Annotated in this window: 15 protein-coding genes; 6 read left to right on the forward strand and 9 right to left on the reverse strand. The window is 42.1% G+C overall.

Going from position 1 to position 21293, the window contains the following annotated elements:
* Nucleotides 1-71: 71 nt before the first annotated feature.
* From infB to AC559H_RS21385, 5 genes are all read right to left on the reverse strand, one after another.
* A complete protein-coding gene (gene infB / locus AC559H_RS21365; protein WP_026794996.1) occupies nucleotides 72-3170 on the reverse strand; it encodes a translation initiation factor IF-2 in 3099 nt (1032 codons plus the stop codon).
* Nucleotides 3171-3597: 427 nt separating this feature from the next.
* Nucleotides 3598-3840 (reverse strand): YlxR family protein, encoded by a 243-nt coding sequence (locus AC559H_RS21370; RefSeq protein ID WP_071782506.1) that lies wholly within the window; start codon nucleotides 3838-3840, stop codon nucleotides 3598-3600.
* Between the two features lie 99 nt (nucleotides 3841-3939).
* Entirely contained in the window at nucleotides 3940-5160 is a 1221-nt protein-coding gene (gene nusA, locus AC559H_RS21375; protein ID WP_026788384.1) for a transcription termination factor NusA, read from the reverse strand.
* Nucleotides 5161-5286: 126 nt separating this feature from the next.
* The gene (rimP, locus tag AC559H_RS21380) at nucleotides 5287-5754 is read right to left on the reverse strand and encodes a ribosome maturation factor RimP (protein WP_026788385.1); all 468 of its coding nucleotides are present in this window, start codon (nucleotides 5752-5754) and stop codon (nucleotides 5287-5289) included.
* A gap of 215 nt (nucleotides 5755-5969) precedes the next feature.
* Complete coding sequence (locus AC559H_RS21385; protein WP_233423077.1) at nucleotides 5970-7403, reverse strand: hypothetical protein; 1434 nt, start codon at nucleotides 7401-7403, stop codon at nucleotides 5970-5972.
* Between the two features lie 196 nt (nucleotides 7404-7599).
* Between AC559H_RS21385 and AC559H_RS21390 the strand changes: the two genes are divergently transcribed.
* Nucleotides 7600-8634 carry a glycosyltransferase family 2 protein gene (locus AC559H_RS21390; RefSeq protein WP_026794993.1) on the forward strand — a complete coding sequence of 345 codons (1035 nt, stop codon included), beginning with the start codon at nucleotides 7600-7602 and terminating at the stop codon, nucleotides 8632-8634.
* On the opposite strand, the gene AC559H_RS21395 is transcribed toward AC559H_RS21390, so the two are convergent.
* Together AC559H_RS21395 and AC559H_RS21400 are read right to left on the reverse strand one after the other, a co-directional pair.
* Nucleotides 8621-11779 (reverse strand): tetratricopeptide repeat protein, encoded by a 3159-nt coding sequence (locus tag AC559H_RS21395; protein WP_026794992.1) that lies wholly within the window; start codon nucleotides 11777-11779, stop codon nucleotides 8621-8623. The two genes, AC559H_RS21390 and AC559H_RS21395, sit on opposite strands and share 14 nt — an antisense overlap.
* Nucleotides 11780-11808: 29 nt before the next feature.
* A complete protein-coding gene (locus tag AC559H_RS21400; RefSeq protein WP_026794991.1) occupies nucleotides 11809-14469 on the reverse strand; it encodes a tetratricopeptide repeat protein in 2661 nt (886 codons plus the stop codon).
* A gap of 591 nt (nucleotides 14470-15060) precedes the next feature.
* Here AC559H_RS21400 and AC559H_RS21405 point away from each other — a divergent pair.
* The 4 genes from AC559H_RS21405 to psbD all read left to right on the forward strand — a co-directional run bounded on the left by AC559H_RS21405 (nucleotide 15061) and on the right by psbD (nucleotide 18235).
* Entirely contained in the window at nucleotides 15061-15885 is an 825-nt protein-coding gene (locus tag AC559H_RS21405) for an SDR family NAD(P)-dependent oxidoreductase (RefSeq protein ID WP_026794990.1), read from the forward strand.
* Between the two features lie 167 nt (nucleotides 15886-16052).
* Nucleotides 16053-16574 (forward strand): photosystem I assembly protein Ycf3, encoded by a 522-nt coding sequence (locus AC559H_RS21410; protein WP_026788390.1) that lies wholly within the window; start codon nucleotides 16053-16055, stop codon nucleotides 16572-16574.
* Between the two features lie 53 nt (nucleotides 16575-16627).
* The gene (gene gatC / locus AC559H_RS21415; protein ID WP_026788391.1) at nucleotides 16628-16921 is read left to right on the forward strand and encodes an Asp-tRNA(Asn)/Glu-tRNA(Gln) amidotransferase subunit GatC; all 294 of its coding nucleotides are present in this window, start codon (nucleotides 16628-16630) and stop codon (nucleotides 16919-16921) included.
* Between the two features lie 255 nt (nucleotides 16922-17176).
* Nucleotides 17177-18235 carry a photosystem II D2 protein (photosystem q(a) protein) gene (psbD, locus tag AC559H_RS21420; protein ID WP_026788392.1) on the forward strand — a complete coding sequence of 353 codons (1059 nt, stop codon included), beginning with the start codon at nucleotides 17177-17179 and terminating at the stop codon, nucleotides 18233-18235.
* A gap of 128 nt (nucleotides 18236-18363) precedes the next feature.
* Here psbD and AC559H_RS21425 read toward each other — a convergent pair whose 3' ends face one another.
* Together AC559H_RS21425 and AC559H_RS21430 are read right to left on the reverse strand one after the other, a co-directional pair.
* Complete coding sequence (locus tag AC559H_RS21425; protein WP_043938906.1) at nucleotides 18364-18900, reverse strand: DUF1499 domain-containing protein; 537 nt, start codon at nucleotides 18898-18900, stop codon at nucleotides 18364-18366.
* Nucleotides 18901-18946: 46 nt separating this feature from the next.
* Nucleotides 18947-20569, reverse strand: coding sequence for an MBL fold metallo-hydrolase (locus AC559H_RS21430; protein ID WP_233423076.1), 1623 nt, complete (start codon nucleotides 20567-20569; stop codon nucleotides 18947-18949).
* A 109-nt stretch (nucleotides 20570-20678) separates the two neighbouring features.
* On the opposite strand from AC559H_RS21430, the gene AC559H_RS21435 reads away from it, so the two are divergent.
* Nucleotides 20679-21239, forward strand: coding sequence for a phycobiliprotein lyase (locus AC559H_RS21435; RefSeq protein ID WP_036833049.1), 561 nt, complete (start codon nucleotides 20679-20681; stop codon nucleotides 21237-21239).
* The last annotated feature ends 54 nt before the right edge of the window (nucleotides 21240-21293 follow it).

Consider the following 21293-nt stretch of genomic DNA (forward strand, 5'->3'; position numbering starts at 1 on the left):
TACCAGCCACCTACTATGGGTTAAATAATAGGTGGCTGATATATAGCAATATAGGAACCGAAGCGGCGCACTTAAGACAGAGACAAAGTACGACGTTTAGTAGTCATCCGATAGGCTTCGATAATATCGCCCATCGTCCAGTCATTGAAGTTATCCAAAGCAACACCGCACTCGTAGCCAGCATTGACTTCCTTAGCATCCTCTTTCATCCGTTTCAAGGAATCGAGGACACCTTCGTGAATCACCTCATTTTTCCGGCGAATTCGGACTTTACAGTTCCGCACCACTTTACCCGACAGCACATAACAACCAGCGATGGTATTGCGTCCCACGGGGAAAATCGCCCGGACTTCCACTTGACCTAGATGTTCCTCCACCAGTTCCGGTTCTAATAGCCCTTCCATGGCAGCCTGGACGTCATCTAAGAGGTTGTAAATGATGTTGTAATCTCGGATGTCAACTCCGGCGCGATCGGCAGCTTGACGAGCACCATGGGCTAAGGTGGTGTTAAATCCAAGTAAGACCGCATTACTGGCCGCGGCTAAGTCAATATCCGTTTCCGTAATTTCACCCGGGGCCGCTAACAGCAGTTGTAGTTCCACCTCTTTCTGAGGCAGTTTCTTCAGGGCTCCAACGATCGCTTCTATAGATCCTTGAACATCCCCCTTCAGGATCAAGTTCAGTTCTTTCAACTCACCCTGTTGAGCACGGGCGGAGAATTCACTCAGACTGATCCGACCCTTGATTAAGCGGGTTTCCCGTTTCGTTTCTGCCCGTTGGGTGGCCAAAGCCGAGGCTTCTTTTTCACTTTCAAAGACCTCGAATTCATCCCCAGCCGCCGGGACATCCCGCAGACCTAAGACCTCAACGGCAAAGGAAGGACTGGCATTATCAACCCGATCGCCTCGGTCATCCACCATCGCCCGGACTTTACCCAGGACGGAACCCGCCACCACAATATCCCCAACTCGCAGGGTACCATTTTGTACCAACAGCGTCGCCACAGGGCCACGGGACTTGTCAAGGTGAGCTTCAATAATCGTTCCTTTCGCGGCTCGGTCAGGGTTGGCATAGAGATCTTCCACCTCCGCCACTAACAGAATCATTTCTAGGAGAGTATCAAGGTTTTCTCCCCTGATGGCACTGACGGGAACCATAATCGTGTCACCGCCCCATTCTTCAGGAACCAGGGCAAATTCCGTTAACTCCTGTTTCACCCGATCAGGCTGGGCACCTTCCTTATCAATTTTGTTGATAGCAATAATCATCGGGACTCCGGCAGCCTTAGCGTGACTAATGGCTTCAATGGTTTGGGGTTGGACTCCATCATCGGCGGCCACCACCAGAATTGCCACATCCGTAACTCGTGCGCCCCGGGCTCGCATGGCGGTAAAGGCTTCGTGACCCGGAGTATCGAGGAAGACCACTTGCTGGGTTTTGCCCTCATGTTCCATATCGACATGATAGGCTCCGATGTGTTGGGTGATGCCCCCAGCCTCTCCTTGAGCCACTTTGGTTTCGCGGATCGCATCGAGGAGGGTGGTTTTCCCGTGATCGACGTGACCCATGATCGTGACCACCGGAGGACGCCGTTGCAGATGCTCCAGATCCTCTGCGTTCAGCATATTGTCGGGCTTGATAGCACCGGATTTGAGTTTTTCGTTTTCAACTTCAACGCCGAGGTCTTGACAGATTAACAGAATTGTGTTGTAGTCGAGGGTTTCGGTAATATTAACTGCAATCCCTTGGGAAAACAGGCGTTTGATAATTTCCGTTTCCGGCAAGATTAAGGCAGAGGCGAGTTCCTGAACAGTCATTGGCCCAGGTACGATGACTTTCTCCGGGCGTTCAGCCTTGGGTTTAGCCTCCGTCCGGCGCGTATTGCCTCCTCCAGAACTCGAACCCCGACTGGGTGCGGGTTTTTTCGGTCTAACCGTTATCGCTGCCACACTTTGTCCGGGGCTGGCTTTGGGTTTGGGGGGACGGGCTAGGGAGACGCTAATCATGGCGTTGTTGGCATTCAGTAGAGACAACGCATTCATTTCATCGTCGTCGTCCTCATCTAAGGAGGGTTTAGCCCGTCGCTTGGCTTTGAGTTTAGCCGCCTTGGTTTTAGCGGTATCTACAACTTCTTCTTCTTCCTCCTCCCATGCTGGCCCGCGTTTTCCAGTGCGGGGGGGGTTCGGCCGAGTCAGGGTTACAGCCCGTTTTGGCCGTTTGACTAAATCATCGGTGGTAGCTAAGGGTTCCTCCTCGGCACCCTCGGTCGATTCTCCATCCTCATCAATCACTTGAGCCGCTGGCTTACGGGACGGAGGAGCCTGTAAATCAGAAATTGAGCGGGGTCTGGGACTGCCAACTTCTTTACGGGGCGGTCTTCGGCCCTCTGAATCTTTTTCTTTCCCTTCTGGGGTAGTTTGTTGAGATTTGGGAGTCGGTTTTTCGGGAGAGTCCGGTTTAGACTTTGACTCAACGGGTTTAGGCGTTGGTTTATTTGTCTTCAAAACGGGCTTATTTTTAGAAATGGCTGCTGGTTCCGGGTTCACACTGATACTCACGGGAACTGGCTCTGCGGGTCTAATAGGGGGAGCAGAAAGAGGTGCGGCTTCCAATGGGGATGAATCAATCTGTTCAGATGTTTCTATTTCCCCGACAGAAACCCCCATGGCCATATCTTCGGTTTCTGAGGCCACTTTCTCGGCTGTTATGGGGGAAGATTCCGTTTCCGCTTGAGCCGGAGCAGTGGGTTTTGATAATACAGGTCGATTTAACGTGGGTTTCACAGGCGCTTTTGAAGAAACAAGTGATTTAGGTGGGGTAGCAACAGAAGCTGATTCAGAGGAACTCGCCTCATCGTAGGGGGGGGAGGACTCGAAGCTCGACCGAATTTTGGGCTTCTGGATCTCTAAAATTTCTTGCCGTTTTTTGTCGCTGGGTGCGATCGCTGATAATTTCGCATTAGGAGGCGATCCGGGTGCTTTTCCTTCAAGCTGACCCGGGTTCGGATGAGTTGCGACGTATTTTTCAATGCGTTCTTTATCTGATTCTGAAATCGTGCTACTGTGGCTTTTAACTGAAATATTTAGCCGTTCACACACCGCTAAGATGTCCTTATTATCCAAATTAAGTTCCCGTGATAGTTCGTAAATTCTGACTTTGGCGTTGTTCATCCACTAACCCCTCTTCGTACCTACCCATGGTTTGATGTTTACATAGTTCGATTTACTCTTACAACAGTAACCCGCACGTTTTAAATAACGATATCATCTGCTCTGGTTATTTAAGTGTCAAGGATGCAGATGTAAGGTCTGCTTTGACAGTTCTTAATTTTATTTTAATTTTTGGTGAAATCTAATTCCTCAAATCTTTAGTATTGCCTTTATCAAGTTAGCAGATATTAACCGGATGGTGAATAATAATCAATTTAGTTACTCAGTCTACTCTATTCTGCTTTAACATAAACCTTCTAGTCCTCTATCTGGAGAGTAGGTTTGCTGATTGAACAGAAAGATATTGTTGAGCAACTCAAGATCTTCAGATCCCAGGCAATTTTTCCCACCATTCCCTACCAAGTAGGACATGGGGATCAATTCCAGGTTAATCTAAACGCTGCCATAGGCCTTGATAAACTTCCTCTGACACCGATATTCGGAGTGCGTGTCCCAGTCGATTTTTTTTCTGAGCCACCTTCAAACAATCTGGGTTAGGGCAAAGATAGGCCGAACGACCCATGCCATGATCCAATTGTACCTGATCTGATGAATAGAGCCTGACAAATCGCCAGAAGCTTTCTTTTGCCCCTAATCGGCGACAAGCCACACAACGACGTTGATTTTTCATGGGCTTGACAGTTATAGCGGGGAATAGGTAATGGGTTTTGGGTAATAGAAAGAGTTTACCTGCCCTGCTCCCCCTGCATCCGGTACTCCCCCTGCTCTCCTATTCCTCCTCAAATTCATCATAGTTGCGATCGTTGATCGCCTCCTGACGTTCGAGTTCTTCGGCGATTTTTTGATCTTCGGCTGCTGCATCATACTTAGCCGTATCCTTAATATCAATTTTCCATCCCGTCAACCGAGCAGCGAGACGAACATTTTGCCCCTCCTTGCCAATGGCCAAACTCAATTGATCTTCAGGAACCAGAATATGGGCGCGACGTTCATCGGGATTGACTAAACGAACTTCATCGACTCTCGCCGGACTCAGGGCATTAGCAATATAGGTGGCTGGGTCAGGAGACCAGCGAATCACGTCTATTTTCTCGCCCCGCAGTTCGTTCACCACCACTTGAATCCGTGACCCCCTAGCCCCAATACAGGCTCCCACAGGATCAACATCTCGATCGATGGTATCTACTGCTATTTTAGTCCGGGGGCCGACGTGACGGGAAGGAGGGTTGGCTTCCCTGGCCACGGCCACAATTCGCACCACTTCATCCTCAATTTCTGGGACTTCATTGGCAAAGAGATACACCACTAACCCGGCATCAGACCTAGATACCAACAATTGGGGCCCCCGTTGGGAACCTTGGGAGACTTTTTTCAGGTAGACCCGGAAGGTGGCATTGGCGCGGTAGTTATCATTGGGCAGTTGTTCCCGTTTAGAAAGTTCCGCTTCCACACTGGTGCGACCAAAACCACTGGCTACTTCCAGAATCACCGACTGGCGTTCAAATCGGAGGACTTTGGCTTGCAATACCGTGCCTTCAAGTTCTTTAAACTCCTCTTGAATCATTTTGCGCTGCTTATCCCGCAGTTTTTGAGCTAAAACCTGTTTGGTTTGGATCGCTGCCATCCGACCAAATTCCCCTTGATCCGGGGTAACATCTAGGGTGACGGTATCCCCTAATTGGGCTTCGGGAGCGACTTCTCGCACGTCTTTTAAGGCAATTTGATGATCTTGGTTGCTAACTTGTTCAACAATGGTTAGATTTTTGGCTAAAACTCGAAATCCTTCTTCATCGACATCGAGTTCGACATCAAAATTATCAAAATAATCTTCACTAAATTGGGTCTGAATTTCGATGGTACGACGATAGCGTTCATACCCTTTTAATAGAGCTTCTCGTAGGGCTTCTTCTACGGCCTGTTTCGGTAAATTCCGCTCTTGAGAAATACCATTAATCATATCTTGTAAACCGGGCAAACTCACCATTGACATAGTTTTTATCCTCTAAACTTTATTTTTTGTTGATCACACAGATGAATTTTTCACAGAAAATTGGGGAAGTACATCGCCCGAAAGGTTAAATCACGATCTTGTTAAAATCTTTAGGGGTTAAAAACTTTACTCCTCAACAGTTTCATCGAATAACACTTCCGTAATTAATTCCCGGGGAATGGCTAGTTGTCGTCCTTTTTGGCTTAAATAAACCGCATTTTCATCCCGACTCACCAGTTTTCCCCGTTGTTGAGAATGACCTTTGTAGGGTTCTGATGTTTTAACAATAATGGAAAATCCTTTAAATGAAACGAATTCTCGATCACTGGTTAAAGATTCCGAAATTCCGGGGCTGGAAATCTCCAACACATAGGCATCGGGAATAATATTGCCAGTCTCTAATTCCTCATCCAAGGCTCGACTCATCCGTTCACAATCTTCCAATCCGATATCCTGACTGGGGTTGCGGATATCTACACGCAGCACAGGAGGTTTCTGATTGGTGTAAAAGGTTGCCCCGACCACTTCCAGTCCCAATGTTTGGGCGATGGGGGTGGCGATGTCGAGAATTTGGGGGATCAGAGGATGAGCCATAGTTGACGTGAATGCTAGAGTCTACAGGGGGTTATGAGGTTAACTGCCATTAAAAAAGTGGGGTCAATCCCACTCCAGATCGTGAAACAGTGTCTCCTCACCAAGCCAAAGACGAACCCTGTGGGTTCGCCTCTTGTTCTAGTTTAGCTTAGAGCGAAAGCAATTGCTAGATATCGGGTTTCGAGTTTTGCTCTCGGGTCTGGGATCAGTTCTATTTATTCGGTTCCTTTGATGTGTCTTTGTTCCTTTAATTGGGCAAGAACTTGTTCAAAGTTAGATTCATCCACTTGCTGAATATAGTTGATTTTGAATTCTTCTAAGAAGTCAATTAACAGGGTTTTAATTTCCTCTAAGCCCTGTTCTTTTTGTAATTCTTCTCCTAAAATTTTATTAAAGTTTTTAACCAGTTGATTAGATAATTTTGTTCCCACGGGATCATTCATGGCTTTGGTCACGGTTTGATAGGCTTCCTGGGGCCCCTCCGTGGCTAATTTAGAAAGTTCGGTAATAATTCTTTCTTGAATTTGTTGGGGAATTTGTTGTAACCCTGGAATCGTTTTAAATTGTTGAATCACAGGAGATTGTTCGATTACCCGCTCTATATTGTAGCGCAATAATGCTTCAATGTCAAGTTCTAATTTAGGAATAACTTTATAAACAACAACCTGAATTAAATGATTGCCGATCGCTTCTATTTCATTAACATTATTAATGTCTAAATAGGGTTTATCTTGATTCAAAAATAGTTGTTTAAAAATATCACCTCTCCTAATTTCTCCTTGAATCTGTTGAATCACTTCAATCACCACGAACTCGGTTAATTCCCTGGCAATGGCGGCAACAAATCCCCTGGTTATTTGGATTTTAATGGGTTCTAAACTAATAAAATGTACCTGATTTAAACGAATCGTTACCGGAATAATTCGTAACAATCGAAAAATCGGTAAAAACAAAAACACATCATACCACCGCCATAACATCGCATCAAACCAAGTTACCTTAGAATAACGACGACTAATTAAATAGGTTCTCGCTAAAAATTCTAAAATAAAAATGATAGTAAAGGGTAAATCAACTTTCCAAAACGTGCGGGTAAATTTTCCATTTTCCGAGATACTGCGATAATAGTTTGTCGCCACTAAGGGTCTAATATTTCTCTCAAACCATTTCATTTGTTGGTCATAACTGTTTTGTTTAAGATAAGATGAAGACCAAAATATATTAAAAGATTCTTTTGCAGAATTATTGGGATTTTTGATATGATCTCGCATCCGATTTTTAATTCGTTCTAAAGTCCCACTTCTCTCGGCAATAGCAAAGGGATTTTCATTGATAATTTCCTCACTTTGATTTCTTAACTTTCCTAATATTTCATCGGTTTCAGGCGAATATAAGCTGGTTTCAGCTATCGTAACTTTTAACTGTTCAATGGTCTCTAAATATTTTTCTGTGATTTGATGGGGTTCAATGCCTTTGATCGGATCATAAACTTGAGTCACAACTGGAATATAGTTAAAATAGTAATCTCGCAAATCCGTATAACTCATGTCGAATAAAACCAACCCGTAGTTCAGCGTCGCAACCATGGCCATCAACTGTTCAAACCAGGGAATATTTTGATTTTTTTTAACAGAAACAGTATTTTTCACAATTAGATATTAAAAAATAAAACAACAAAAAATATTAATAAATCCCCCGTTGTTGGGCTTTAGCCCAAGAATAAGAGGGCTAAAGCCCAACAACGAATTTTTTTAATCATGTCCACATACTTACATTTGTAGGTATTATGAAGTAGAAAAATTTACCCTAACCTTTCACATTCAATACAGTTCACCGATTTAATCTATGTCCCATACTTTAGCAACTCCCCAAATTAGTGTCATCATTCCAGCATACAACTGCGATCGCTATATTGGGCAAGCCGTCGAAAGTATTCTTAATCAAACCTATCCTGCTGACGAAATTATTATTATTGATGACGGTTCCCAAGACAATACCCGTCAAGTTTTACAACCCTATTCTAACTATATTCGCTATGTTTATCAAGAAAATCAAGGGGTTTCTGTCGCCCGAAATCATGGGTTAAAATTGGCGCGGGGGGAGTTTATTGTGTTTCTGGATGCAGATGATATCTTTCTTCCCAATAAATTAGCAACCCAACTCGCAGTTTTTCAAGCAAAACCCCATCTAGGACTGGTTCAAAGTGGATGGCGTCGAGTGAACCAACAAGGAGAAACCCTCATGGATGCGACACCTTGGGATTATGTTCCAGAGTTGAATTTAGAAACTTGGTTGCGTTGGAAACCCTTGGGGACGATGGGAACCTTAATGTTTCGTCGAGAATGGTTATTAAAAATAGACGGGTTTGAACCCGGGTTAGCCCACGCGGAAGATGTCGATTTAATCTTAAGAATGGTATTATTAGGGTGTGAATCTGCATGGTTACAACAATCAACAGTTTGTTACCGTCAACATGACCGGAATACGATGCGGGATGGAGTTTCTCAAGCGAAATCTATTAATTATGTTTTGGATAAATTTTTTAATCTTCCTAATATTCCCCTAGAAATTCGGTTAATAGAAAATTGGGTACGTTACAGTACCTTAGTTTGGAGTTCCTGGTATTTATATTATACTGGATTTCCGATGGAAATGGCAGAATATTTGCAAAAATCTTGGCAATATACGCCATTTTTAGCGATAGAAACCCTAATCAATTGGACGGAAAGTTTTGTGCATTATTCTAATAGTTTAGGACAGACTTTGGAGGTGAATCAACTTTGTAATTTACCCGAATGGCAAAATTTAACCCTTTGGGTTTTAGAACAAACTGTAGAAAAACGTTCTCAATCTTTAGAAGGGGGAATTAAGTTACTGTAATTTCTGCTAATTCCAATAAACTCATTAAATCATCAATATTAATTCGCATATTCAACAATCCCGAATGGGTCAGATCTTCGTCCATTGTATTCTCTACCAGTTCCCCAATTAAATAGTAATGTTCCAGCCCACAAATATTACTAATAATTCGATAGCAAGGTGGAACATAAGTAGGAGAAAATAATTCGATAATTTTGGTTCCAGGTTGACAGAAAACAATATTGGATAATCCTGCACCATGGGGGGCTAAAACCACGGAGGCACTCGCCATTAATTCAGCTTGTTCAGAAATCGTTAAGGATTCTAAAACAACACTCTCAAAGTTGAATGGTTCTAAACTTTGCAGTAACTTATTTTCATTCAGAAGGTAGCGATGATTTGCTTTTCCTCGACTGATATAAAGGTGACGATAGGCTGGAATTTTATAAACCTCTTGAGAAACCAACTGTTGCTTTAAAAATTGGCAAATCCAAGGAGAGGCTACATGGAAAAAATTAGGTACAGGAGCAATAACTTTTTTAGCTTGAATGTAAGGTTGAGAACGACTCTCAATAATTTTAGATTCAGGGATACCTAATTTCTGTAGTGTTTCTTTTTGGAAGGCATAATGATAACTATTGAAAACGAAATAATCGATACTGTCTAAAGAAATACCGCTTTGTTGAATTAAATGAATTCCTGGGAATAGCTCATACATCCAATGGTAAAAACCTTCTCCCCATTGAATTGATAAAAAGGCAACCGTTCCATCAATTTTATATACAGGTGGCAATTTATTCGAGGATAAAACTAATTCAGCACATCCTGTAGAAATATCAGTTAATAGCTCGTTTTGTGATGTGATGATTGCACTGGTAGCTGCATTCCACCAAACTCTGCCATTGTCTAACGTCACCACAAACGCATTTCGAGTGCCTGCTTGACTAAAGCTCATCCAGGGATGATCTTGAGAAATTGTTCGGGAGGGTTTCAAAGAGATTTGGCTACTGGGATAGACCGGAATATAAGTAACATTAGAACTAAGGTCTGATGTAATTAATTGATCGGGATTAACAAAGCAATACTTTTCTACAATTGATCGAGGCAATTTTTTATGATTATAACAATCTACAGCCTCTTGAGTTTTTCCTTGCTGCTGTAAAATTTCAGCAATATTATCATAAACTGGAAATAAATCTGACTTCATTTTTAAAGATTCCATCAGGTAGAACATTGCCTGATCTAATTCTTGTTTCTTTAACCACGTTTCTCCTGACGCTACATAATATTCAGCAACATTAGCATTAATATTGATGGCATTTTCATAAGATGCGATCGCATCATCCCACTGACTTTGCGATTTATATAAATTGCCTAAATTGTAATGTAAAATATGAGATTGAGGAGCAACTTTAAGACGTTCCTGATACAATGAAATCGCAGTTTCAATTTCCTGATGTTCAATTAAGGTTTCTGCTAATTGATCTAACAACCAAAGATGATTGGGATTGAGTTCAACCGCTTTACAATAAGCATAAATCGCCTGATTCCATTGTTGTTGGGCGATCAAAAGTTTTCCGAGTGGGGGATATAACCAATCAACGTTAGGTTCCAGTTCAATTGCTTGATAATATGCTGCTAAAGCTTCCTCAACCTGTTGTGTTTCAAATAAGGCATTTCCTAATGTAAAGTGGAGCCAAAAAGCATCAGGATTAAGCTCAATCGCTTGACGATAAAAATCAATTGCTTCTTTCCATCTTTTTTGCTCAGATAAGGAATTTCCCAGTTGATGATATGCTCCAGAAAAATCTGGACTGAGTTGAATCGCTTTTTGATAATTTATGATCGCTTCATCCCACTGACCTTGCAATTTGTATAAATTGCCTAAATTGTAATGTAAAATATCAGTTTCAGGAGCAACTTTAAGACGTTCCTGATACAATAAAATCGCCGTTTCAACTTCCTCCTGTTCAATTAAGGTTTCTGCTAATTGATCTAACAACCAGAGATGATTGGGATTGAGTTCAACCGCTTTACAATAAGCATAAATCGCCTGATTCCATTGTTGTTGGGAGGTGAAAACTTTTCCAAGTGGGAGATATAACCAATCAACGTTAGGTTCCAGTTCAATTGCTTGATAATAGGCTGCTAAAGATTCCTCAACCTGTTGTGTTTCAAATAAGACATTTCCTAATGTAAAGTGCAGCCAACAAGCATCAGGATTAAGCTCAATTGCTTGACGATACCAATTAATTGCCTCTTCATGTTTTCCGGTATTAGAACAAATTTCCCCTAACTTATAATAGGAACCAAAAAACTTAGAATTTAAAGCGATTCCTTGATAATAAGCAACGGTGGCTTCTTCCCATTTTTCCTGTTCAGATAAAGCATTTCCCAGTTGATGATATGTCCAAGAAAAATCCGGGCTGAGTTCAATCGCTTTTTGATAATTGGCGATCGCTTGCTCATAATTTTTTTGTTGAACTAAAGCATCGGCTAACCCTTGATAAAATAGATTACTATTGGGATTCAGAATAATCGCTTGATTATAGGCAGCGATCGCTTCTTCCCACTGTTGTTTCCGACTTAATGCTTCCCCCAACCAATAATAAGATTGAGGCAAACTCGGGTAAACTTCTACCCCCTTTCTATATAATTCAATTGCTTGCTCTAATTTACCTTTTTCAATTAAGGTTTTCCCAAAGTCCATATACTCTTGAGGGGCGACGGACTGAGGTTCTAAAATTAAGGCTTGATACCAAGCATTTGTGGCTTCTTCCGGTTGATTCAGATTAATGAAAACAGTATATAAACTCTGATAAATTCTGGCTTGATTGGGTTTAAAATGTAGGGCAGTTTGATAGGATTGTAGAGCATCCCGCCATTGTTGTTGTTGAACATAAACTGTTCCTAAATTCGCATGAACTTCCGCCCAATCGGGTTTGAGATTTAGGGCTTTTGTGTACCAAAATTTGGCTTCATCAAGTTTCCCTTGCAATTGTTTAGCTAACCCCAGGGTACTGTAAGTTGGGAGAAAACGAGGTTGCAACTTTAACGCCTGTTGACAAACAGCAACCGCTTCATCAAACTGCTGTTGGGCAATATGGCGACTTGCTTCTTCGTGTAAATCAAGGACAGTTTTCTCTGGAGTGTCAGATTGTTGCATGATTTTTTCCCGGTAGAATATCCATAAAATTAAACAGGTTTTGTAATTTCTGCTAATTCCAATAAACTCATTAAATCATCAATATTAATTCGCATATTCAACAATCCCGAATGGGTCAGATCTTCGTCCATTGTATTCTCTACCAGTTCCCCAATTAAATAGTAATGTTCCAGCCCACAAATATTACTAATAATTCGATAGCAAGGTGGAACATAAGTAGGAGCAAATAATTCGATAATTTTGGTTCCAGGTTGACAGAAAACAATATTAGATAATCCCGCACCATGGGGAGCTAAAACCACCGATGCACTCGCCATTAATTCAGCCTGTTCAGAAATCGTTAAGGATTCTAAAACAACGGTTTCAAAGTTAAGAGATTCCAAACTTTGCATCAACTCATCTTGATTAACCACATTCCGAGAAATTGCATTTTTCCGATTGATATAAATGCGACGATTTGCAGTTTTATTTTTTGCTGTTTCTGGGAGTAATTTTTGTTTTAGAAAGTTACAAATCCATTCAGGAGTTGTCGTATCATTTTGGAACAAATTAGGAGCGGGGACAATCAGTTTCTTCGCTTGAATATAAGGTTTATCAATACTTCTAATGATTTTATGTTCAGGTATTCCCAAAAGTTCTAAGGTTTCTTTCTGATAGGAAAAATCGTAATTATTAAACACAAAATAATCAATACTATTCAAATCTATACCACTTTTTTCCATCAAGTGAATTCCAGGTAAAACATCATACATCCAATGAAAAAATGCCCCACCCCAGCGTACCGATAAAAATGCAACGGTTCCATTAATATGATGAATTGGAGGTAATTTACGGGAGGATAAAACCAATTCAGCAGATCCGGTGGAAATATCAGTCAGTAATTCATTATGGGCTGTGATCACCGCACTGGTCGCCGAATCTCCCCAGACTCTCCCTTGATCTAATTTGACAATAAACGCATTCCGAGTTGTCGCTTGACTAAAGATAAAACCAGGATGAAATTGAGCCACGGTTTTAGAAGGATTCAGGGAAATTTCACTACCCGGATAAACTGGAATATAGGTGACATTAGAACAAAAGTCTGATGTGATCAATTGATCGGGATTAACAAAACAATATTGTTCTACAAGTGACGGGGGCAAATCCTTATAATTAAAACACTTTACAGCTTCTTCATTTCTGCCTTGATGTTGTAGAATTTCAGCAATATTTTCATAAGCAGAAATTAAATCGGGCTTCATTTTTAAAGCGTCCATCAAGTAGGACATTGCCAGATCTAGTTCTTGTTTTTTTAACCAAATTTCTCCTAACCCCGCATAATATTCAGCGATTTTAGGATTAATATTAATAGCATTTTGATAGGATGCGATCGCTTCTTCCCATTGACTTTGAGATTTATATAAATTGCCCAGATTGTAATGTACAATATCCGCTTTAGGATTGATTTTTAGACATTCCTGATAAACAGAAATAGCAGTTTCAATTTCTTGCTGTTCAATTAAGGTTTCTGCTAATTGATCTAAGAGCCAAAGGTTATTACAATTCAGTTCAACTGCTTTACAATAAACTTTAATAGCTTGCTCCCAGTGTTTTTGAACAATCAACACTTTTCCCAGGGGAGGATATAACCAATCCGTATTCGGTTCAAATTCAATTGCTTGATAATATTCCGTTACGGCTTGTTCAAACTCCTGGGTTTCACAGAGAGCATTTCCCAAGGTAAAATGTAACCAAAAACTATCGGGATTAATCTCAAGAGCTTGACGATACCAATTAATTGCTTCTTCGTGTTTTTCGGTTTTAGAACAAATTTCTCCTAACTTATAATAGGAACCAAAAAACTTGGGATTTAAAGCTATTCCTTGATAATAAGCAACGGTGGCTTCTTCCCATCTTTCCTGTTCAGATAAAGCATTTCCTAGTTGATGATATGTCCAAGAAAAATCCGGGCTGAGTTCAATCGCTTTTTGATAATTGGCGATCGCTTGCTCATAATTCTTTTGTTGAACTAAAGCATCGGCTAACCCTTGATAAAATAGATTACTATTGGGATTCAGAATAATCGCTTGATTATAGGCAGCGATCGCTTCTTCCCACTGTTGTTTCCGACTTAATGCCTCTGCTAATCCATAATGGGATTGGGGTAAACTGGGATAAATTTCTACCCCCTTTCTATACAATTCAATTGCTGGCTCTAATTTGCCTTTTTCAATTAAGGTTTTCCCAAAATCAATATAATCTTGAGGGGCGACGGACTGGGGTTCTAAAATTAAGGCTTGATACCAAGCATTTGTGGCTTCTTCCGGTTGATTCAGATTAATGAAAACAGTATATAAACTCTGATAAATTCTGGCTTGATTGGGTTTAAAATGTAGGGCAGTTTGATATGATTGTAGAGCATCCCGCCATTGTTGTTGTTGAACATAAACCGTTCCTAAATTCGCATGAACTTCCGCCCAATCGGGTTTGAGATTTAGGGCTTTTGTGTACCAAAATTTGGCTTCATCAAGTTTCCCTTGCAATTGTTTAGCTAACCCCAAGGTACTGTAAGTGGGAAGAAAACGAGGTTGCAATTTTAACGCCTGTTCACACACAGCAACTGCTTCATCAAACTGCTGTTGGGCAATATGGCGACTTGCTTCTTCGTGTAAATCAAGGACAGTTTTCTCTGGAGTGTCAGACAATGGCATGGTCAACCGCAAAAATAGGACAGCTTTTAATATAGACGTTGAATGGATGGAAATAGTTTATCAGGAATAGGGAACAGGGAACAGGGAACAGGGAGCAGGGGACGCCAACTATTACCCAAAACCCATTACCCAAAACCCATTACCCAAAACCCATTACCCAAAACCCATTACCCAAAACCCATTACCCAAAACCCATTACCTGTTCCCTATTATTAAGAAATATTACGAAAAACTTATTAAAAAATGTTGCAACTTGTTGATTAACTTGCTAATCTGTGCATAGAGGGTCTTTCCATGAACGCTCGTATTGAGGAGACAGGTGAGCCATGCTTGAAATCAATCTTGCTCTGTTAACCAGGAATTAAGGAAAGAAGATAGCCTGGTCTGTTGTCTAATCATGACCCATTAGTAATCTCTACAATCATGACACCAAATTTCTAGCATTCCCAGATTTTTTACACGCTGCATAGAGGAATATCGGTGCGCCTAAAAGGATGTCAGGGTCGCTTGGGATGAAAAAATCCCGACTCAAATGGGTGGGAGAACCCCGCCCCGCCGCACCGAATTCCTCCTCAACAGGAGGTTTTTGTAATGAACATTCAAGGAAAAACAGCCCTAATTACTGGGGCTTCTCGTGGAATTGGCCGGGCAATTGCCGTAGAATTTGCCAAAAATGGGGTTAAACGTCTGATTCTAGTGGCACGCGATCGTCAGAAGTTAGCGGAATTGGCCACAGAAATAAAACCAATGGGTGTGGAGGTGATCACCTTAGCCCTGGACTTAACCCAATCTGTTCAAGTCCATATTGCGATCGCCCAAGCTTGGCGAACTCACGGGCCGATTGAGATCTTAGTTAATTGTGCGGGTGTTGCTCACCAAACCCCGTTTTTAGAATCCAAACTCCCAGAAGTTCAGGAGGAAATCTCCTTGAATTTAATCGGGTTGTATACCATCACCCATGTCATCGCTCGACGGATGGCCACCCGCCAATCGGGAACCATTATTAATGTATCGAGTTTGATGGGCAAAATTGCGGCCCCTACGATGTCCACCTATTCGGCGACTAAATTCGCCATTTTGGGGTTTACAGAGGCCCTCCGCCAAGAATTAGCCCCCTACAATATTCGGGTGATGGCTCTATTGCCGACCCTAACGGACACGGATATGACCCGGGACTTGCAATTATTCCGTTGGGTAGTTCCCATGACCCCCGAACAGGTCGCCAAGGTGTTAGTGGCTGGGATCGATAAAGATGCCTCGGAAATTTTGGTCGGATGGCAAAGCCATTTGGCCGTTTGGTGCAACCGTTTTGCCCCCTGGTTAATGGAGAAAATTATGGTATTGGCAACTCCCGTTACCCACAAAATCCGCAAATCCTATCCCGTTTTTAACAAAGCTGACGCAACCTTGCATTAGTTTAGGTTAACGGTTGACCCTTAACCCTTGACCGTTAACTGATTACCCGTAGAGACGTACCATGGCACGTCTCTACACTGATTAAGGTAAGATTAGGCGATGGGCTGTTCAGGAACTTCCTTAAAATTACGGAGTTTCCAGCCTTGAACTTTAGAGATTAAAATTTTATGCCCAGATCACAACGTAACGATAACTTTATTGATAAAAGCTTTACGGTTATGGCAGATATGATCCTGAAGATGCTGCCCACTAATAAAAAAGCCAAGGAAGCATTTGCCTATTATCGGGATGGAATGTCAGCCCAGGCGGACGGAGAATATGCAGAGGCTTTAGAAAATTACCAGGAAGCCTTAACCTTAGAGGAAGATCCCTATGATCGCAGTTTTATTCTTTATAATATGGGCTTAATTCATGCCAGCAATGGAGAACATGAGGAAGCATTAGAATATTACCAACAAGCGATTGAGCTAAATCCCCGAATGCCCCAGGCTTTGAATAATATTGCGGTGATTTACCATTATCAGGGGGAAAAGGCTAAGGAAGCGGGAGATGAAGACACCGCAGAACAAGAATTTCGGCAGGCCGCAGAATATTGGGTTAGGGCAATTCGTTTAGCCCCGAATAACTATATTGAAGCCCAGAACTGGTTAAAAGTTACCGGAAGAAGCAAAATTGATATCTATTTCTAATTGATTTTGCTTTTAATTTTTTCTTTGCTAACCTACCTAAAGCCCGATTAAATATGACTATTGATCGTGAACAAGTCTCTAAAGTTGCTTTTTTGGCTCGACTGGAGCTAACTCCAGAAGAAGAACAACAATTTACGACTCAACTGGGTGAAATTTTAGATTATTTTGAGCAATTAAACGAACTCGATACATCCCAGGTGGCTCCGATGACCCGGGCAATTGAGTTGAGTAATATTACTCGACCTGATCAGTTAGAATCCTATCCCCAAAGAGATGATATTCTGGCGAACGCACCGGAACAGGAAGGAGACTATTTCAAAGTTCCCAAAATTATGTCGGAAAATTAACCATCAGTCCAAGGAGTCTAAGCCCTGTTTTTGCTGGTCAGAAACAGGGTTTTTGGTTTTTGGACAAATTTTTTTTGAATTCTGGTGGTGGGAGAGTTGCTCAACTCAAGATTTACCTCTATAATCTGAACAGACGTAAAGAAACATTAACTGTACTCATAAAATTTCTCAGATTCTGCTATAGCAGATGAGAGACGCTTAATATGAGTCCTAATCTCTTTACAACTTGTAATTATATATTCGGAGATTTTGTCCATGACTATTGCAGTCGAAAGGCCGCAGGTCGAAAGAGGCGCCTTTGACGTCCTCGACGACTGGCTCAAACGCGATCGCTTTGTCTTCGTGGGTTGGTCAGGAGTTCTATTGTTCCCCTGCGCTTATTTAGCCCTCGGTGGCTGGTTAACCGGAACAACCTTTGTAACTTCCTGGTACACCCACGGTTTAGCAAGCTCTTATTTAGAAGGCTGCAACTTTATAACAGCCGCCGTCAGTAGTCCCGCTAACAGTTTAGGACATTCCTTACTGTTCCTCTGGGGGCCGGAAGCTCAGTGGGACTTCACCCGTTGGTGTCAACTGGGCGGTTTATGGGCTTTTGTGGCTCTGCACGGTGCTTTCGCGCTGATCGGCTTTTGTCTGCGTCAGTTGGAAATTGCTCGTTTAGTCGGCATTCGTCCCTATAATGCGATCGCCTTTACTGGCCCAATTGCGGTATTTGTCAGTGTATTTCTGATGTACCCCTTGGGTCAGTCTAGTTGGTTTTTTGGCCCTAGCTTTGGGGTAGCCGGAATCTTCCGGTTTATTCTGTTCCTACAAGGCTTCCATAACTGGACGCTGAACCCCTTCCACATGATGGGAGTGGCGGGAATTTTGGGTGGTGCGCTATTGTGCGCTATTCACGGAGCGACGGTGGAAAATACTCTGTTTGAAGATGGAGATACGGCCAATACTTTCCGGGCTTTTGAACCGACTCAAGCTGAAGAAACCTATTCGATGGTGACCGCCAACCGTTTTTGGTCACAAATTTTCGGGATTGCTTTTTCTAACAAACGTTGGTTACACTTTTTCATGTTATTCGTGCCGGTCACGGGTCTGTGGATGAGTTCTATCGGCATTGTTGGTTTAGCTCTGAACCTACGGGCTTATGATTTCGTTTCCCAAGAGTTACGGGCGGCGGAAGATCCTGAATTTGAAACGTTCTATACTAAGAACATTCTGTTAAATGAAGGTCTGCGGGCTTGGATGGCTCCTGCGGATCAACCCCACGAAAACTTTATTTTCCCTGAAGAAGTTCTACCTCGCGGTAATGCTCTGTAATTAGAGATTCTAATTATTCAGGACATTCTTAAAAACATCTGATTAATTTTAAAATCTCCTACAAGTTTTGTAGGGGGTTTTATTGTTTTTTTGATGATTAATGGTTTAAGAAAGCCCTGAAGGGCTTACTACAGTTGGAATCTGGCTCGGATAGCTTCAATTCTTTTCCGATTTGCTCCTAAATCTGATTCTCCTAAACGAGAGGCAGAACGTACTTGAATTAAACTATCTTTTTCATCCAAATAAAATTCTACATCATCCACAAATCCCATTAAATCCGAAGTAAATTCGGCGTAAATATAGTTTGCTTCGGCTGTAATAATTTCCGCATTTTCAGTATTTGCTAGAATAATTTTAAGATTTTCAAAGGCTTTTTTAGGTGTATCTTGATAGGTGAAAGGTTCAATTTGATGTTGGGTATCTAGGCTTTGACTGGAAACACAATTGGGAGAAGTGGGACAGGGGGCAAATTTTCCTTGTTCAATACCGAGGTTGGTGGGTCGATTTCCTGAAAATGAAAATATACTAGCTATGATTGGAGATACAGAAGTAGTATTAGCCAAAGCTGAAGGCACTAATCCTAATAAACTGCTAACAAATATAATCGCTGTTAACAATATAGAAAAACCGGGAATTTGACCGATAGACAAGACTGATTTTTTCATGGTAAATATTTAAGCACTTAATCTATTTTAAACTTAATTTAACCGATTAAATCCTTTCGATGGATTCAAACATTGGGCAGTAACCATCGGAAGTTACTTTGAAGCCGTAGAGGGCGGAGGATTGATTCCAACAGCGTTGTCCGCGATAGTATTGGCAGTTTCCACAACAATCAAGATCCCTGGGAATGGGGCGATCGCTTCCTAGACTCAGGAATTCCCGTTGGGAAATCCCCCGCAACACTAATTCTTCCCCTTGCCATCGGGCCTCTACTAACCCTGTATCGGCAAAACCTAACCAGCGCGGATCGGTGGTTAACCCTGGGGGTAGGGTAATGTGAATTTGAGTTTCAAACTCGGCAATTTCCCCTTCATACTCAATTTCAGCCAGGGGCGGCTGGATGAAGGTTTCGCCGATGGGTAACTCGACTAGGGTTCCGGGGTTGGGGGTATGGAGTTGATAGCGGTTTCTAAGTTCTTCTAAATTGGTCAGATCCCCTAAATAGGTGGGTGAGCCGTGAACAAAAATAATATGTTGGGGTCGGAGGTTATGAATTAGTTGGGTTGTCCCGGGGCCATCACAATGTTCGGAGATCAAATAGGTTTCAACCTTTGGTATGCAGGGACTAAAGCCTTTTTCTTCCGATTCGGGAGTCAGAATAATATCGAGGTTTTGACCGGGTTTTTGGCGCAAAAATAACATCCAAGGCCGGATAGAATCGGCCCAATAGGTATTCCAGTCGGCTGATTCGTCGGTGAGAACAATACAGGGCGTTTGACCGAGTTGAGATCTGTGTTCCGGGGTGAGTCTTCGGACTCTGGGGCGAATGCGGTCATCCCAAAATAGGGGCTGATGTTGGGCAAAATTCTGCACGCTGGCGGGGAAATGGGGCAGGAGTTGTAGGTAAATATCGCATCCGGTGGCGACACTGCCATCAACCCAAATATCGAGATCTCGTCCGGTAAAATAATGGTGACTACGAAGCAACATCAATAATTCCTGTCCTAAGCCTAAAGTTGGTGTTGGTAGGAGTAGGCAATATTGGGCTTCTATCGCTCGATATAAGCGTTCTGCCAGTTGGTTTTCCAGTTGACGACGATGGGGATGGCGGGCGGTTCCATAACTGCCTTCTAGGATTAAAACGTCGGGTTTGAGTCCGCGCAACTCCCCCAGGGGTAAGCCTTCGACTAGGCGAGAATTGGAGAGAAAAAAATCTCCGGTGTAAATTAATTTATAGTTGCGTTCGGGTGTTACATAATTGATCAAAATTACTGACGCCCCGGGTAAATGACCCGCCGGAAACAAGGTAACACTGAGTCCGGGTTGGAGTTGGATAGGAGAATCCCAGGGTAAGGGCTGACACAGGGGTATATTGGGATCGGGTTCCCAGTCTGGCCAGTTTAGGGTTAATAGTTGGGTTGTGACTTGACTCCCATAAATGGGAATTTCAGGAAAAGCCTGATGGAAGGCGAGTAAACCTTGAGCATGATCCGCATGGGCATGGGAACATAGAACTAAGTCGGCTGGAGGTTGATCTGAGGATGTTAATAGGGGTGAAATGTCCTGAATACCACAATCGAGTAGAATGCGATGAGATCCAATTCTCACCAACAGACATACACCTTCCCCTGCATGGCCAACACTATAGGCTAAACATTCCGGGTCAATCACAGGAGTTCATCAAGCAGGATAATTTATTAAATTTTAGAATTATTAGGGATTTTTACTAAAAAATGTTAAAAACTGTTGCAAAGATGATTTAAGAGGAGTGATATTAATTATGTCGATTGGACAATTCCAGGAATTTTTTGATCATTGTGTGGGTGAATGGATCACGGAGCGTACCTATCATTATGTGAGTTATCGGGAAGTTGAGCGATCGCATACTGAATTTGTGATTCATCCTTTGGAGAATTCCGCTAAAGCTAAAGTCTTAGAAGATAATCACCGTTTATCAACAAACTTAGAGTTAGAAGTTCTACCAGGATATCGACTAGCTTTTCAAACGGTTTCGGAAAAAGGAGATAAGGTTTCTCAAGAATTAAATATTCTTTTTGTCCCTCAAAAATTAGATTTCCCGATTATTGAAGGAGATTATCTGCGAGATAAAGCCTATGAGGAAGCGAAACCAATGGTGTCCAATTTTCGCTACGATACCGAAACCAGGGAATTGTTAATGACAACCAGCTACACCAGTGTTGTTTCGGTAGATTCGATTACTTTGATTAATCCAATGTTAAGAATTCGTCGGATTATTAATTATCAACGACCGATTAATAATAACCCTTTGGAAACTGTATTATTAGTGGGTTTTGGAGTTGAACAAAAAAATTATTTTTAGTTGACAGAGGATCACGGATTTAAGAGGATTTCACGGATTTCACAGATTAAAATC

It is taken from the genome of Planktothrix prolifica NIVA-CYA 540, from assembly GCF_963864145.1.
In the GTDB taxonomy this organism is placed as follows: Bacteria; Cyanobacteriota; Cyanobacteriia; order Cyanobacteriales; family Microcoleaceae; genus Planktothrix; species Planktothrix agardhii.

Bases quoted from the DNA above. Each gene is read 5' to 3' on its own strand.
- AC559H_RS21405 (WP_026794990.1), top strand. From the start codon at position 15,061: ATGAACATTCAAGGAAAAACAGCCCTAATTACTGGGGCTTCTCGTGGA.
- AC559H_RS21410 (WP_026788390.1), top strand. From the start codon at position 16,053: ATGCCCAGATCACAACGTAACGATAACTTTATTGATAAAAGCTTTACG.
- AC559H_RS21435 (WP_036833049.1), top strand. From the start codon at position 20,679: ATGTCGATTGGACAATTCCAGGAATTTTTTGATCATTGTGTGGGTGAA.
- AC559H_RS21395 (WP_026794992.1), bottom strand. From the start codon at position 11,779: ATGCAACAATCTGACACTCCAGAGAAAACTGTCCTTGATTTACACGAA.
- nusA (WP_026788384.1), bottom strand. From the start codon at position 5,160: ATGTCAATGGTGAGTTTGCCCGGTTTACAAGATATGATTAATGGTATT.
- infB (WP_026794996.1), bottom strand. From the start codon at position 3,170: ATGAACAACGCCAAAGTCAGAATTTACGAACTATCACGGGAACTTAAT.
- AC559H_RS21400 (WP_026794991.1), bottom strand. From the start codon at position 14,469: ATGCCATTGTCTGACACTCCAGAGAAAACTGTCCTTGATTTACACGAA.
- AC559H_RS21370 (WP_071782506.1), bottom strand. From the start codon at position 3,840: ATGAAAAATCAACGTCGTTGTGTGGCTTGTCGCCGATTAGGGGCAAAA.
- AC559H_RS21425 (WP_043938906.1), bottom strand. From the start codon at position 18,900: ATGAAAAAATCAGTCTTGTCTATCGGTCAAATTCCCGGTTTTTCTATA.
- psbD (WP_026788392.1), top strand. From the start codon at position 17,177: ATGACTATTGCAGTCGAAAGGCCGCAGGTCGAAAGAGGCGCCTTTGAC.
- AC559H_RS21390 (WP_026794993.1), top strand. From the start codon at position 7,600: ATGTCCCATACTTTAGCAACTCCCCAAATTAGTGTCATCATTCCAGCA.
- gatC (WP_026788391.1), top strand. From the start codon at position 16,628: ATGACTATTGATCGTGAACAAGTCTCTAAAGTTGCTTTTTTGGCTCGA.
- rimP (WP_026788385.1), bottom strand. From the start codon at position 5,754: ATGGCTCATCCTCTGATCCCCCAAATTCTCGACATCGCCACCCCCATC.